The organism is Streptomyces sp. T028 (genome assembly GCF_048159505.1).
In the GTDB taxonomy this organism is placed as follows: Bacteria; Actinomycetota; Actinomycetes; order Streptomycetales; family Streptomycetaceae; genus Streptomyces.
The window spans coordinates 37,050-49,761 of sequence record NZ_JBLRVZ010000017.1 but is presented as its reverse complement, the minus strand read 5'-3'; the positions used below and the strand labels follow the sequence as shown (position 1 = coordinate 49,761).

At 73.8% G+C, this 12,712-nt stretch carries 12 protein-coding genes; 4 read left to right on the top strand and 8 right to left on the bottom strand.

All coding sequences use genetic code 11. The features are described from left to right. Nucleotides 1-94: 94 nt before the first annotated feature. On the top strand, nt 95-1,633 hold the full coding sequence (locus ACLZN2_RS17365; RefSeq protein ID WP_416979380.1) for a YfbK domain-containing protein: 1,539 nt from the start codon (nt 95-97) through the stop codon (nt 1,631-1,633). Nucleotides 1,634-1,735: 102 nt separating this feature from the next. Here the strand turns inward: ACLZN2_RS17365 and ACLZN2_RS17360 are convergent, their stop codons facing one another. Both ACLZN2_RS17360 and ACLZN2_RS17355 read right to left on the bottom strand, forming a co-directional pair. Beyond that, nucleotides 1,736-2,140 (bottom strand): rodlin, encoded by a 405-nt coding sequence (locus ACLZN2_RS17360; RefSeq protein ID WP_416979379.1) that lies wholly within the window; start codon nt 2,138-2,140, stop codon nt 1,736-1,738. Nucleotides 2,141-2,250: 110 nt separating this feature from the next. Then, on the bottom strand, nt 2,251-2,664 hold the full coding sequence (locus tag ACLZN2_RS17355) for a rodlin (protein WP_416979378.1): 414 nt from the start codon (nt 2,662-2,664) through the stop codon (nt 2,251-2,253). Nucleotides 2,665-2,967: 303 nt separating this feature from the next. On the opposite strand from ACLZN2_RS17355, the gene ACLZN2_RS17350 reads away from it, so the two are divergent. After that, nucleotides 2,968-3,219: a chaplin gene (locus ACLZN2_RS17350; RefSeq protein WP_416979377.1), complete on the top strand. Its 252-nt coding sequence runs from the start codon at nt 2,968-2,970 to the stop codon at nt 3,217-3,219. Nucleotides 3,220-3,324: 105 nt separating this feature from the next. After that, nucleotides 3,325-4,278 carry a hypothetical protein gene (locus ACLZN2_RS17345; protein ID WP_416979376.1) on the top strand — a complete coding sequence of 318 codons (954 nt, stop codon included), beginning with the start codon at nt 3,325-3,327 and terminating at the stop codon, nt 4,276-4,278. A 62-nt stretch (nt 4,279-4,340) separates the two neighbouring features. Here ACLZN2_RS17345 and ACLZN2_RS17340 read toward each other — a convergent pair whose 3' ends face one another. After that, entirely contained in the window at nt 4,341-5,639 is a 1,299-nt protein-coding gene (locus ACLZN2_RS17340; protein ID WP_416979423.1) for an ATP-grasp domain-containing protein, read from the bottom strand. A gap of 208 nt (nt 5,640-5,847) precedes the next feature. Between ACLZN2_RS17340 and ACLZN2_RS17335 the strand changes: the two genes are divergently transcribed. Continuing rightward, nucleotides 5,848-7,167, top strand: coding sequence for a glycosyl hydrolase (locus ACLZN2_RS17335; RefSeq protein WP_416979375.1), 1,320 nt, complete (start codon nt 5,848-5,850; stop codon nt 7,165-7,167). A 25-nt stretch (nt 7,168-7,192) separates the two neighbouring features. Here ACLZN2_RS17335 and ACLZN2_RS17330 read toward each other — a convergent pair whose 3' ends face one another. From ACLZN2_RS17330 to murJ, 5 genes are read right to left on the bottom strand one after another with little or no spacing between them, the layout of a single operon-like run. Further along, nucleotides 7,193-8,410 carry a GNAT family N-acetyltransferase gene (locus ACLZN2_RS17330; protein ID WP_416979374.1) on the bottom strand — a complete coding sequence of 406 codons (1,218 nt, stop codon included), beginning with the start codon at nt 8,408-8,410 and terminating at the stop codon, nt 7,193-7,195. Further along, nucleotides 8,407-9,060, bottom strand: coding sequence for a lipopolysaccharide biosynthesis protein (locus ACLZN2_RS17325; RefSeq protein WP_416979373.1), 654 nt, complete (start codon nt 9,058-9,060; stop codon nt 8,407-8,409). Before ACLZN2_RS17325 ends, ACLZN2_RS17330 begins: the two co-directional genes overlap by 4 nt. Then, nucleotides 9,057-10,244 (bottom strand): glycosyltransferase, encoded by a 1,188-nt coding sequence (locus ACLZN2_RS17320; protein WP_416979372.1) that lies wholly within the window; start codon nt 10,242-10,244, stop codon nt 9,057-9,059. The genes ACLZN2_RS17325 and ACLZN2_RS17320 overlap by 4 nt, the downstream gene beginning before the upstream one ends. Next, nucleotides 10,241-10,975: a polysaccharide deacetylase family protein gene (locus ACLZN2_RS17315; RefSeq protein WP_416979371.1), complete on the bottom strand. Its 735-nt coding sequence runs from the start codon at nt 10,973-10,975 to the stop codon at nt 10,241-10,243. The genes ACLZN2_RS17320 and ACLZN2_RS17315 overlap by 4 nt, the downstream gene beginning before the upstream one ends. Further along, complete coding sequence (murJ, locus tag ACLZN2_RS17310) at nt 10,962-12,665, bottom strand: murein biosynthesis integral membrane protein MurJ (protein ID WP_416979370.1); 1,704 nt, start codon at nt 12,663-12,665, stop codon at nt 10,962-10,964. Before murJ ends, ACLZN2_RS17315 begins: the two co-directional genes overlap by 14 nt. Nucleotides 12,666-12,712 lie beyond the last annotated feature (47 nt).

Sequence of the window (12,712 nt, the reverse complement as noted above, 5' to 3'; positions counted from 1 at the left end):
GATTCGAGACCGGTCCGCAACCTCCCGTACCGCACGTTCCGGCCCCCTGCCCCGTCACAGTCACAGAAATCGACGGACACAGGGGGCACGGACGATGAAAACCCACCGCACACCGGCACTGCTCACCCTCGCCGCCGCACTGCTGCTCACCGGCTGCGGCGCCGGCGACTCCGACAGCAGCGGCGCGGCCTCGGACAGAGCGGCCCGCAGCGAGGCCTTCCCGGCACCGAGCGCACCCGCCACAGAAGTGGACGGCGACGAGGCCGCCCCCGACCACCTCTCCACCTTCGCCCTCGACGTCGACACCGCCTCCTACGGCTACGCCCGCCGCACCCTCGTCGACGGCGCGCTGCCCGACCCGTCGACGGTCCGCCCCGAGGAGTTCGTCAACAGCTTCCGCCAGGACTACGAACGCCCCGACGGCAACGGCTTCTCGGTCACCGTCGACGGCGCCCGCACCGGCGACCACGACTGGTCCCTGGTCCGCGTCGGCCTCGCCACCCGAGCCGCCGCCGACGAGAGCGAACGCCCGCCCGCCGCCCTCACCTTCGTCGTCGACGTCTCCGGCTCTATGGCCGAACCGGGCCGGCTGGACCTCGCCCGGCACGCCTTGGACACGATGACCGACCAACTGCGCGACGACGACTCCGTCGCCCTCGTCACCTTCAGCGCCGACGCCGAGACCGTCCTGCCGATGACCCGCCTCGGCGACCACCGCGCCCGCGTCCACGGCGCGATCGACCGGCTGGAGCCCGACGACTCCACCAACCTCGGCGCCGGGGTGGAGACCGGCTACGACACCGCCGTGGAGGGCCTGCGCAGGGGCGCCACCAACCGGGTCGTCCTGGTCTCCGACGCCCTCGCCAACACCGGCGACACCGACGCCGACGCGATCCTGGAACGCATCGACACCGACCGCCGCGAGCACGGCATCACCCTCTTCGGCGTCGGCGTCGGCAGCGACTACGGCGACGCCCTCATGGAACGCCTCGCCGACAAGGGCGACGGCCACACCACCTACGTCTCCTCCGAGGACGAGGCCCGCGAGGTGTTCTGCACCGACCTCCCACAGAACATCGAGCTGACCGCCCGCGACGCCAAGGCCCAGGTCGCCTTCGACCCCGAGACGGTCGCCGACTTCCGTCTCGTCGGCTACGACGACCGCGCGGTCGCCGACGACGACTTCCGCGACGACCGGGTCGACGGCGGCGAGGTCGGCCCCGGCCACACCGTCACCGCCCTCTACGCCGTCCGTACCCGGCCCGGCGCCGAGGGCCGCCTCGCCACCGCCACCGTCCGCTGGCTCGACCCCGACACCCGCACCCCGTACGAGACCTCCGGCAGCCTGAAGGCCGACGCCCTGTACGACTCACTGTCCGCGGCCCCCATCCGCTTGCAGGTCACGGCGACCGCCGCCTACTTCGCCGACGCCCTGCGCCACGCCGAGACCCCGCTGCCCGACGCCCCCTCCCTCGCCGAACTGTCCGAACGCGCCCACACCCTGGCCGCCCGCACCGAGGACGAGGACGTGGCCCGTCTCGCCCGGGCCATCGACCAGGCGGCCCGCATCGGCGGCTTCGACGAACCGTACGAGGGAGGCGACGGGGACGATCCGGTCCCGGCGGACGGCTGAGCGGACGGCTGGGCCCGGCAGGTCCGCTTGTCTTCACCCACACGAACGGCGGGCCACCGGAGAACCGGTGACCCGCCGTGCGGTACGTCGGACTGACGAGGCTCAGCCGTTCTGCGCGCCGTTGCCCGAGAGCAGCGCGATGTCGTCCAGGATGTGCGACAGCGGTTCGTCGCCCTTGGCCTGGGTGCTGTTCTCGACGCACTGCTGGTTCTGCGCGGCGGACAGGATCGGGGTGTCCTGGAGGAGCGTGCCGCCGCCGTCGAGCGTGGCGATGTTGGTCTTGGTGGGCAGGGCGAGACAGGGCTTGTTCAGCGACCCCTGAATCAGCGAGAGCTGCGGGCTCATGTCGCCGAACGTGGCCGAGTTGCCGAACTCCTGCGAGGCACCGTTGCCGCTGGCCGACGTCGTGCCGCTGTCGTCGCCGATGGCCAGGGCCTGCGGCGCGGAGGCGACGACGAGACCGGCCAGGGACGCGGCGACGGCCGCGGTCGCCCACAGCTTCTTCATGTTCATTCCCTTTCGAAAAGCGGACTCCCGGGGAGGAGCTGCGTGATCGTCAACGCGCCACCCCGGGTGAGAGTTGCGCATTTTGCCCCGATTGGCGTAGCGCATGGGGCTCAGTGGTTGGCGACGCCGTTGCCCGCGAGGAGCGAGATGTCGTCCAGGATGTGCGACAGCGGTTCGTCGCCCTTGGCCTGGGTGGAGTTCTCGACGCACTGCTGGTTCTGCGGGGCGGACAGGATCGGGGTGTCCTGGAGGAGCAAGCCACCGCCCTCGCCGGTGAGCGTGGCGGTGTTGAGCTTGGAGGGCAGGGCGACGCAGGGCTTGTTGAGGGAGCCCTGGATGAGCGCCATCTGGGGGCTCATCTTGCCGAAAGTGGCCGAGTTGCCGAACGACTGGTGGGCTCCGTTGCCGCTGGCGGACGTCGTGCCGCTGTCGTTGCCGATCGCCAGCGCCGGAGTCGCAACGGCGGCGGAGGCGCCGACGACGGAAGCGGCAACCGCGGCGGTGGCCAGAACCTTCTTGATCACTTACTGGTTCCCTTCTGAATGAACCCCGGCCATCGGAGCGCTCTGAGCAACTTCTCCCGCCGGGTTTGGTTGCTGCTGTTCACTCCGATGGCTCATTCCTCAGAGGAATCCGGCAGGGGTGCTCGACAGGCAATGTGTCGGCGCGTGCGGGCCGTCCGGCTTTTTATATGAAGACATTCGAGTGAATACCCCGAGCGCACGCGTTCGCCGCTTTCCCCGGCCGTCAATCTCTCGTGTGCAGCCTGCGGGTCATGGTGCGAGCCGATCCGAATGCGCTCGCTCGGTTCCGGCCGACAACGAGGCATGGCCGCAGAGAAGGGAATTTTCATGAAGAAGACTGCTGCTGTCGTAGCCGGTCTGGTTCTGGCCCTGGGTGGGGCCGCCGCTCCGGCCTTCGCCGATGCCGAGGCCCACGGTGTTGCCATCGGTTCGCCGGGCTTCCTGTCCGGAAACGTGTTCCAGGTGCCGATCCACCACCAGACCAACGTGTGCGGCAACTCGTTCGGCGGCGGGCTGTTGAACCCGGCCTTCGGCACCCTCTGCATCAACGACTGACGCTCCGCCACCCAGCCGTACGGCTGGCCGAGGCCGGTTCCGGGACACCTTTCGCGCGTTCCGGGGCCGGCTTTTCCCACTTCTTCAAGCAGGAAGACAACGAGAGTGCGACAGACCCTGAGAAAGGGGATGGTCGCGGCCGCCGCCGCGACGAGCATCCTGTACCTGGGCGGTGGCGCAGCCGTCGCCGACACGCACGAGGACGGTACGGCCACGAGTGCGCCGGGCGTGGTGTTGAGCACCCCCGACGCGACCCAGGAGGCCGAGCCCGCGAGCCCCACCCACGACACCCCGTCGTACAGCGACCAGAACTCCGGCCACCGAGGCTACGGCGACGACGACTCCTATCACGGCAGCCACGAGAAGCCCGGCTACGGCGGCGAGGAGAGCCCCGGTCACGGCGACCACGGGAAGCCCGGCCATGGCGACCACGGGAAGCCCGGCCACGGGGGTCACGAGAAGCCTGGCTACGGCGGCGAGGAGAGCCCCGGTCACGGCGACCACGGGAAGCCCGGTCATGGCGACCACGGGAAGCCCGGTCACGGGGGTCACGAGAAGCCCGGTCACGGTGATCACGGGAAGCCGGGTCATGGCGACCACGGGAAGCCCGGTCACGGGGATCACGACAAGCCCGGTCACGGTGACCACGACAAGCCGGGCCACGGTGACCACGACGGCTACGGCGACCACGGCAACGGCGGCCCCACCCACGGGGACGACGACTCCAGCCACGGCACGCACCCGCCGCACACCACCCCGCCGCACACCAAGCCCCCGCACACCACCCCGCCGCACACCACCCCGCCCCACACCGAGCCCCCGCACACGAAGCCTCCGCACACCACCCCGCCGGAGCACACCTACCCACCCCACACGACCCCGCCGGAGCACACCTATCCGTCGCACACCCACCCGTCGCACTCCTACCCGCCCCACAAGAAGCCGGAGCTGTCCCACACCGGCAGTGAGGCGATGCTGGCCGCCACGGGCGTCAGCGCCGCGCTGATCGCGGGCGGCGCCGTCCTGTACCGGCGAGGGCGGGCCGGATCCCGTCAGTGATCGCGCCGGGTGCCGGACGCCCTCGCGCCCGGCACCCGCGCCCCCGGTTCCCGCAGGCCCCGTCAGCGGCTGCCCGCCTTCTCGTCGTCCGTCTGTTCCGTCTGTTCCGTCTGTTCCGCCGCGGGCGGTGCCGCGGGTGCGGGCACCCGGGCGAGCAGGGCGGCCGGGCCGGGGTCCGAGGGGGCGGTGCGGGGGAGGCGGTCCCGCAGGCGCCGGGTGACGTGGGCGCACCACAGCCGCCGCATCGCACGGCCGGGCGCGGGGTCGTCCCCGGCGGACCAGGCCAGTTCGCGGCCGTGCGGGGCCGGGCGCAGCGCGGCGAGCGGCGCGTAGTTCTCGACGACGAACGTCCGCCCCGGCACCGGCTCCCCGGCCGGCAGCGGACGGTGGGTCAGATCCAGGTGCTGGGCGCGTACGACGTCCAGCCCGGCCGCGTCGGCGAAGAGCCGGAACTGCGCACCGGGACGGGGGTTGAAGTCGAGCAGGTGGTAGGCGCCGGTACGGCCGCACCGGCGGAAGTCCAGGTCGAGGATGCCCCGGTAGCCGAGCGTGTCGACGAGCCGTTCGGCGAGCGAGCCGACCTGCGGGTTCTCGGTCCACTCGCCCACCGCCGTCAGCCCGGCCCCGCGTGGCCAGGCGCACAGCTTGCGCCCCGGCCCGCCGCCGCGCAGCTCCCCGGAGCGGTCCGCGTACCCGTGGAGGAACCAGTCCCGGTCGGGGCCCGGCGGCAGGAAGGCCTGGAGCAGCAGCCGGCTGCCGGCTTCCGCCGTCCGCAGATACAGCTCGCGTGCGTCGTGGACGGAGCGCACGACGACCGTGCTGCGCAGTCCGGTGCCGGCCGGCAGCAGCCAGGGCCTGCTCCACTTCGCCACCAGCGGCAGCCCGAGGCGTTCCGCGGCACGGGCGGCCTGCTCGGCGCTGTCGGGGACGGCCGTCTCGGGGTGCGGTACGTCCGCCGCGGCGCACAGCGCGGCCAACTCGGCCTTGTCGGCGACCCGTTCGGGCACCGCGCCGGGCTGCTGCGGCAGCAGGTAGGAGGGTGCCAGTTCCTCGCGCAGCCGGGCCACCGCGACCGCGCCCGCGTCGTCCATCGGGATCAGTACGGCGGGGCGTTCGATGCGGGCGGCCACCCGCTGCAGGGCGGCGGCGATGTCGGCGGGCGTGGCGCCGGGCGGCGGCGGGGGATGCAACTGACGTACGAAACGGGACCTGCTCACGGGGCTTCCCGTCACGTCGGCGATCACGTGCACATCGATCCCGGCCCGGCCGAGCGAGCGCACGGCGCCGAGTGTTCCGTGGTGAAAGGGGTTCCGGTCGATCCGCAGCAGTACGGCGGGGACGCGGGTGTCGAGCAGCGACACGGGCAGTTCGCTTCCTGTGGTGGTGGGGGCCGGGTCGCCCGTACGGGCGAGTGAGGGCACTCGAAAGCCGTAACGGCGGCGACGCGGTCCTTTTTATGTGACTTTCATATGATTACGTGTCAGTAGGGCGTCCGCATCCCCCGTGACCCCCGCATCCCCCGTGATCCCCGTGACCCCCACGACCTCGTGTGAGTGAGGAGGAGCCGGCATGGCCCCACAGCAGCGATGTGCCCGGTCCCGACGGCCGGCCCTCGCCGTCGCCACGGCGGTGGCCGCGGTGTCGGTGGTACTGGCGTCCGGTCCCGGACTCGCCGTCACCGACCCCGTCCCGGTGCCGGGCGCGCTGCCGGCGCAGAGCGCGCAGCCGGTGCCCCCCGCAGCCCCGGAGTCCCCGGCGACCGCCGCGTCCACGCCCCCCACGTCCCCGGCCCCGGTCGTGGCTCCCACCCCGTCCCCCGTCCCGACCCCGTCCTCCGTCCCGACCCCGTCCCCCACCCCGTCGTCTCCCGTCCCGGCCGCCGACCCCACCCCCGCCTTCGGCGCCTACCTCGACTTCGGTGCGCGGGGTGTGGCCCGGATCGCCCAGCTCAGCGCCTGGCTGGGCGGGGCCGAGCTGCGGGTCGGACACACCTATCTGCCGGGTGACCAGTGGCGGAACATCGAGGGCCCGTCCGACTTCCTCGACGTGTGGGCGAAGTGGCGGCGGGAGAAGGACGACCGGATGCTCGTCCTCAACGTGCCCATGCTGGAGCGCAACGAGGAGGGCGTCTCCGACGCCGAGGTGCGCGAGCTGCTCCGGCGGGGCGCCGCCGGGGATTTCGACCACCACTTCCGCGCCCTCGCCGAGCGGCTGGTCGGACTCGGGGTGCCGGACACGGTGATCGTGCTCGGCTGGGAGATGAACGGCACCACGTACACCCACCGCTGCGGGCCGGACCCCGCGGCCTGGAAGACGTACTGGAGCCGGATCGTCACCGCCATGCGCGCGGTGCCGGGCCAGCGGTTCCGGTTCGACTTCACGCCCACCCGGGGCAAGGACGCCGTTCCGTGGACGGAGTGCTACCCCGGGGACGACACGGTCGACATCATCGGCATGGACGCCTACGACCAGCCGGCCGGACTCTCCTTCGACCGGCAGGTGTCCGAGCCGCTCGGCCTCCAGGAGCACGTCGACTTCGCCCGCGCCCACGGCAAGCCCGTCTCGTATCCCGAGTGGGGGCTGTTCCGCAACGGCGACAACGCGGAGTACATGCGGGGCATGCTCGACTGGATGGAGCGGCACGGAGCCCTCTACAACACGCTGACCGACTACTGCCCGCACGGGGTGTGGCAGTGCCGCTGGAACCCGAGGGCGTCCGCGGTCTACCGCTCGCTGCTGTCCGGCCGTACGGACGAGCGCACCCCGGTGACTCCCACGCTCCCGCAGCGCCCGGCGGACTGCTCGCCGCTCGACCTCGCGGCCTCGCTCGTCGGCAGCCTCGGCGCCAGGCTCTGCCTGCGGCTCGACGGGTGGTCGCGCGCCCGCTGAGCCCAGGGGGGCGCGCGGGACGCCGTCAGGTCCCGCCGGCACCGGCGTGCTCCTTCCGCCGCTCCCAGCGCAGCAGCAGTTCCTTGCTGCGCCGCCGTGCGGCCACGTCGCAGACGACCGCCGACAGCAGCGGGGCGGTGCGCCGCCGGGCCAGCAGCAGCCGCTGGTTGACGACCGGTTCGGGCCGCCAGTGGTGCTTGTACGGCTCGTTGCCGCGCAGCAGGCTCAGCGCGGCCCGTCCGCCGCCCTGGATGTGCTCGGCGCACGCGTCCAGCAGCATCACCGCCACGTCCGCCTTGCGTTCCCTCAGCCGGGGATGGGCGCCGTAGAGGTAGCCGCCCGCCAGCCGGTGGGACAGCAGGGTCAGATCGACCGCCACCACGTCGTCGTCCAGCCGGAACTCGGTGACCACCGCGTTCCCGGAGCGCACCATCGGGCCGACCGAGCGCACCAGGTGCTCGTGGAAGCGCGGGCGCAGATGTTCGCCCGTCACCTTGCGGCCCTGCCACTGCAGCCGGTGCAGTGCGAGGAGCCGGTGCAGCGCCGCGTCCACCTCGTCGGGCCGTACGGTGTGCCGCTCCACGCCCAGCGCGGTCAGCTTGCGCAGCTTGGCCCGCGCCCGCTGCTGGGCCTTCCCCGACGGCAGCCGGGCGACCAGCTCGTCCATGGGGACGGCCGGCAGCTCCAGGCACAGCGAGTCGCCCACCCTCCGGCGCGGCCCGCACCAGCGGTCGTAGACCTGTTCGGCCGCGCCGCCCGGCCGTACCTCGCGGAAGTCGATCAGCGCGGTGCGGGCGGCCGCCGCGAGGCCGCCGGTGAGCGCGTCGACGGCCCGCTCGCCGTGTTCGTCGTCGACGAGGACGTCCCCGTAGTCGGAGATCGCCTTGCCGAGCGGGACCAGCGAGGGGACCGGCCGGTGGACGGCCATCAGCGGGGCGACGGCGACGAGTTCGGCGCCGCCGCGGACCACGAGCAGACGCAGTCGCCCGCGCCTGCCGTAGGACAGCCACCAGGAGTGCAGCCAGGCGTGGCTCTGGAACGGGGTGGCCGCCGCGCACCGCCGGTAGAGGCGGTCCCAGGCGGGGCCGAGGCGGGCGAAGTCCCGCTCGTCGGTGACGAGTTCGGCGGTGAGCCCGGTGGTGAGTCCCGTGGCGGGTGACGGGTTGACGGGTTCGGTGACGACCCCCGTGCCGACTTCCGTGCCGACTTCCGTGCCGACTTCTGTGCGGTACGGCGGTTTCACAGCGCTCCATGGAGTTCGGCGGCGGGCGCGGTCGGGGCCGGTACGGCGCTCGGGGCGCCCGGCGTCTCCCGCTCCCGTTCCCGCCGCGGCCGCACCAGCAGCGCCAGGCCGCCGAGCAGTCCGCCCGCGCTCGCCCCCACCAGAGAGGTCAGCGCCGGGGACGGCGAGGACGGGTCGGTGGGCTTGACCGCGCGGGCGAACTGCTGGAGTTCGACGTTGGTGGTCTTCCGGGTGCTCCGCGCGTGCTCGGTGAGCGAGCGGGAGACCGCGTTGGCCATGTCCGCGGCCAGGCCGGGGCGCGGGGCGGTGGCGGTGATGGAGACCATCGGGGCGTCCGGCGAGGTCGCCGTCGTCACATGGCGCTGCAGCGTGCGCGCCCCCACGCCCGCCTCCGCCTCGGCGTCCCCGAGCACCGCGAGCTGGGTCGCGACCCGCCCGTAGGCCTGCGCGAAGCCCAGCGCGGACGCCGGGTCGGACTTCTCGGTGGGGACGGCGACGACGTAGGCGGTGGCGGTGTACATGGGCGGGGTGAGGGCGCCGTACGCGCCGCCGATCAGGCCGCCGGTGACCACTCCGGCGGCCAGCAGGGACCACGGCGGGAGCGACCTGGCGCGGCGGAGGGCGGTGGGGCGGCGGGGGTGCTCGGTCATGGGGAACTGACTCCCTGGGGGGTCGGGGAAGCGGAAGCGGAGGAGGAGGCGGGGAAGAGGACGGGGGACGGCAGGGGGCGTCCGGTGACGGCGGCCGTGTACACGTCCATGAGCCGGGCCGCGCTGCGGGCGATGTCGTAGCGGTGGGCCGCGTCGGGCGCGGTGCGCGGGCCGGGCGGTGCGGCGCGTGCCTCGGTGAGCGCGTGGGTGAACGCCTCGGCATCGCCGGTCACTCGGCGGGCGCCGGGGGCGGTGAGGCCGTCGAGCGCGGGGCAGGAGGCGTAGCGGACGGGCAGGCCGCAGGCCAGCGCCTCGATCACCGCGAGGCCGAAGGTCTCCTCGGGGGACGGGGAGACGAACACGTCCATCGCGCAGACGAGGGACGGCAGATCGGGGCCGGGGGTGCCGTCGGGGACGTAGGGGCGTTCGCCGGTGAGCAGGACGCGGTCCCCGACCCCCGTCTGCCGTGCGAGGCGGCGCAGTGCCTCCTCCTGCGGGCCGCCGCCGACCAGCAGCAGCCGGCAGTCGGCGGGGAGGGCGGCGAGAGCGCGGACGGCGACGTCGAAGCGTTTGCCCGCGGTCAGCCGGCCGATGCCGCCGACGACGTACGCGTCCCGGGGCAGGCCGAGGTGGCGGCGGGCGCGGTCGCGGGCGGCCGGGTCGAAGCGGAAGCGGGCCAGGTCGATGCCGTTGGGGACGACCGCGATCCGGGGCGACGGGACGCCCCAGGCGCGCAGCCGTCCGGCGACCGCGGGGGAGACCGCGACCGTGGTGCGGCCGAGGCGCTCACCGGCGAGGTAGAGCGCGCGGACCCCGGCGGTCAGCGGTCGGCCCTCCAACTGGGAGTCGCCCAGGGAGTGTTCGGTGGCGACGATCGCCCGTACCCCGGCGAGCCGGGCGGCCGGGCGGCCGTAGACGCAGGCGCGGTAGAGATGGGTGTGGACGAGGTCGTAGCCGCCGGAGCGGATGATCCGCGTCAGACGGGGCAGCGCGGCCAGGTCGCGGTTGCCGCGCATGCCGAGGTCGACGACCCGGACCCCGTCGGCCCGCAGCCCGTCCGCCACCGCGCCGGGGTTCGTCAGCGTGACGACCTCGCACTCGGCCGGCAAGTGCCGCAGCAGCAGCCGCAGTTGCTGCTCGGCCCCGCCCACGCCGAGGCCCGTGATGATGTGCAGGACCCTCACCGCGGCGCCTCGACCCGGCGGCGGCGCAGCGGGTGCAGCCGGTACTTGAGGAGGAGGCGCGCGGAGGTGTCGTTCTGGCCGACGTGGACGCGCGGGAAGGCGTACGGGCCGGTGAGCGGGCCGGGGTCGATCGCGCAGGCGTAGGTGTATCCGGCGTCCCGTACGGCGTCCACGGCGCGCCGGTCGATCGTCCCGTAGGGGTAGCAGAAGCCGGCGGGCGGTGTGCCCAGCAGTTCGGCGAGGGCGGTGCGGCTGCCGGTGGTCTCCGCCTTCAGGGTGGGGTCGTCTGCGCGGGTGAGGTCGGTGTGGGTGAGGCCGTGCGAGCCGATCTCGACGCCCTCGGCGGCGGCCTGCCGGATGCCGTCGGCGGTGAGCAGCGGTTTGCGCGGGCCGAGCGGGTCCCAGGCGTTGTCGCCGCCGTACCGGCCGGGCAGCACGAACAGGGTGGCCGTGCAGCCGTGGCGGCGCAGGACGGGCAGGGCGTGGGTGAGGAAGTCGGCGTACCCGTCGTCGAAGGTGAGGCCGACGAGTCCGGAGCGGGCGGGCGCGGCGAGCAACTCCGCCATGGAGACGCCCTTCAGGCCCCGCCGGGCCAGCCAGGCCAGCTGCCGGTCCAGCCGTTCGGGTGTGACCGTGACGCGGTACGGGTCGTCGGCGCGGTCCTCGGTCACCGAGTGGTACATCGCCACCCAGGGGACGGAGCTGCGTCTGGTGCTGTCAGGAGCGGCCATGGGAGAGCCTTCGGGTCGCGGAACGGACGGAACGGAGTGCGCGGGCGACGCCCTGGACGCCCAGGGCCCGGCCCAGCAGGACGAAGACGACGGTCACGGTGAGCCCGCCGGCGACGAGCCCGGCGAGGGCGCCCGTGCAGCGGGCGGTGACGAGGATCCCCGCCACGGTCGCGAACAGCGCGGCGAGCACCGGGCGGCCGAGTTCGAGCAGCACGGCCCGGGTGTGGAGGGGGACGCTGCGGGGGCCGGTCCCGGCCAGCAGGATCAGCGCGGTGACGGTGATCCCGGCCGCGTTGGCGACGGCGATCCCGTACACCCCCCAGGGGCCGACGGCCGGCGCGCCGACGGCGGACGTCAGCAGGATCCCGGTGGCCATCGCGCCCACCGGGTACCAGCGGCCGCGGCCCCCCGAGAAGTAGGAGCGGACGAGGACACCGGTCAGGGTCTGGCCGAGCAGCCCCAGCGCGTACACCCGCATCACACCGGCCGTCGCGGCCGTGTCCTGCGCGGTGAACGCGCCCCGCTGGAAGAGGAGTTCGATGATCTGCGGGGCGCAGGCCACGACGGCGGCGGTGCCGAGCAGCACGATGCACGAGGCCAGCGACAGGTCCCGCTCCACCCGGGTGCGGGCCCGCTCGGTGTCGCCCTCGGCCAGTGCCCGCGCGACCACCGGGTAGGTGACCGTGCACACCATCACCGACAGGATCATCGGCATCTGGGCGACCTTCTGGGCGTAGTTGAGGTGCGAGATCGCCCCGGCGGGCAGGTTCGAGGCGAGGAACCGCTCGACGAGGACCTGCGACTGCCGGCACAGCGCGAAGAGCAGCACGGTGACGAGGAGCGCGGTGTCGAGGGGCCGGGGTTCCTCCCCGGAGACCTCCTGCGATTCCGACCGCTTCCTCAACTGCCGTAACAGAGAGGGCAGTTGTACGGCGACCATCAGGAGGCCGCCGACCGCGACCCCGGCCGCCGCCGAGCGCACCCCCCACCGCCCGCCGAGCGCGAACATCCCGGTGACGATCCCGACGTTGTACGCCACGTAGATCGCGGCGGGCGCAACGAACCGGCGGTGCGCGCGCAGGGCGGCGCTGCAGTACCCGGCGAGCCCGAAGCTGACCACGCAGGTCGCGGTGAGCCGGGTGCAGTCGACCGCGAGCGCCGGGTCGGGCAGCCCCGGGGCGAGGATCCCCACCAGCTGGGGGGCGATGCCGGCGAGCAGCGCGCCGATGGCGACGAACGCCAGCGACAGCCGCGGGAGGGTCCCCGCGACCAGGGCGCGCACCGGATCGCCGGGGGCACCCTGGGAACGGCGGGCCAGCGCCATGCTGAACGCCGGGATCAGCGCGAACGCCAGCCCGTCCTCGATGAGCAGCGTGGCCGCGAACTCCGGCACGGTCCAAGCGACGAGAAAGGCGTCCGTGTCACTGCCCGCCCCGAACAGCCGCGCCAGCGCCTGGTCCCGGACCAGCCCGAGCAGCGACCCGGCGACCGAGAGCGCGGCGGTGACGAGAGCGGCCTTGGCGAGGAAACCCCGTGAGGCCGGGGGGAGTTCGGGGGGAGGGGGGAGTTCGGAGGGCGGGGTGGGTTCGGAGGCCGGGGGGAGTCCGGCGGGCCCTCCGGCACCGGGGCCCTCCCCGGCCGGGGAGGTGTCGCGGGCCGACGGCAGGGCCGAGCCGCCGCGGAGATCCATCAGAAGGGCCCTGGGTGTCCGTCGGGGCGGCCGGGACGGCGTCACCG

Excerpts from the sequence above, each read along its gene's own strand:
- ACLZN2_RS17335 (WP_416979375.1), top strand. The coding sequence starts at position 5,848 with ATGGCCCCACAGCAGCGATGTGCCCGGTCCCGACGGCCGGCCCTCGCC.
- ACLZN2_RS17365 (WP_416979380.1), top strand. The coding sequence starts at position 95 with ATGAAAACCCACCGCACACCGGCACTGCTCACCCTCGCCGCCGCACTG.
- ACLZN2_RS17325 (WP_416979373.1), bottom strand. The coding sequence starts at position 9,060 with ATGACCGAGCACCCCCGCCGCCCCACCGCCCTCCGCCGCGCCAGGTCG.
- ACLZN2_RS17360 (WP_416979379.1), bottom strand. The coding sequence starts at position 2,140 with ATGAAGAAGCTGTGGGCGACCGCGGCCGTCGCCGCGTCCCTGGCCGGT.
- ACLZN2_RS17350 (WP_416979377.1), top strand. The coding sequence starts at position 2,968 with ATGGCCGCAGAGAAGGGAATTTTCATGAAGAAGACTGCTGCTGTCGTA.
- ACLZN2_RS17315 (WP_416979371.1), bottom strand. The coding sequence starts at position 10,975 with ATGGCCGCTCCTGACAGCACCAGACGCAGCTCCGTCCCCTGGGTGGCG.
- murJ (WP_416979370.1), bottom strand. The coding sequence starts at position 12,665 with ATGGATCTCCGCGGCGGCTCGGCCCTGCCGTCGGCCCGCGACACCTCC.